This is a genomic window from Stenotrophomonas sp. SrG, from assembly GCF_050031795.1.
Taxonomy (GTDB): domain Bacteria; phylum Pseudomonadota; class Gammaproteobacteria; order Xanthomonadales; family Xanthomonadaceae; genus Stenotrophomonas; species Stenotrophomonas rhizophila_A.
The window spans coordinates 1-235 of the sequence record NZ_JBNBBE010001391.1; the positions used below are offsets into that span (position 1 = coordinate 1).

General features: G+C 76.6%; 1 pseudogene. It reads left to right on the plus strand.

Annotated features, from left to right (window positions below):
• Positions 1–70 precede the first annotated feature (70 nt).
• A pseudogene (locus tag ACQG3P_RS23980) lies at positions 71–235 on the plus strand (signal recognition particle protein); the annotation flags it as partial.

Sequence of the window (235 nt, forward strand, 5' to 3'; positions counted from 1 at the left end):
CGTCGGGGGAGTGCAGCGGACCCGCTATACTGTGCGTCGCTGGGGCTTTCGGTCTGAACAGGTTGCCTCCATGTTCGCGTCCCTGACCCAGCGCCGCTCCGGCACCCTCGAGCGGCTGCGTGGCCGCGGTCGCCTCACCGAGGAAGACATCCGCGAGGCCCCCCGCGCAGGCCGCAGCGCGCGGCGGGCAGCCGCGGTCGCCCTGCCGGGCGGGCGGGCCCGGGGCGAGCGCGTC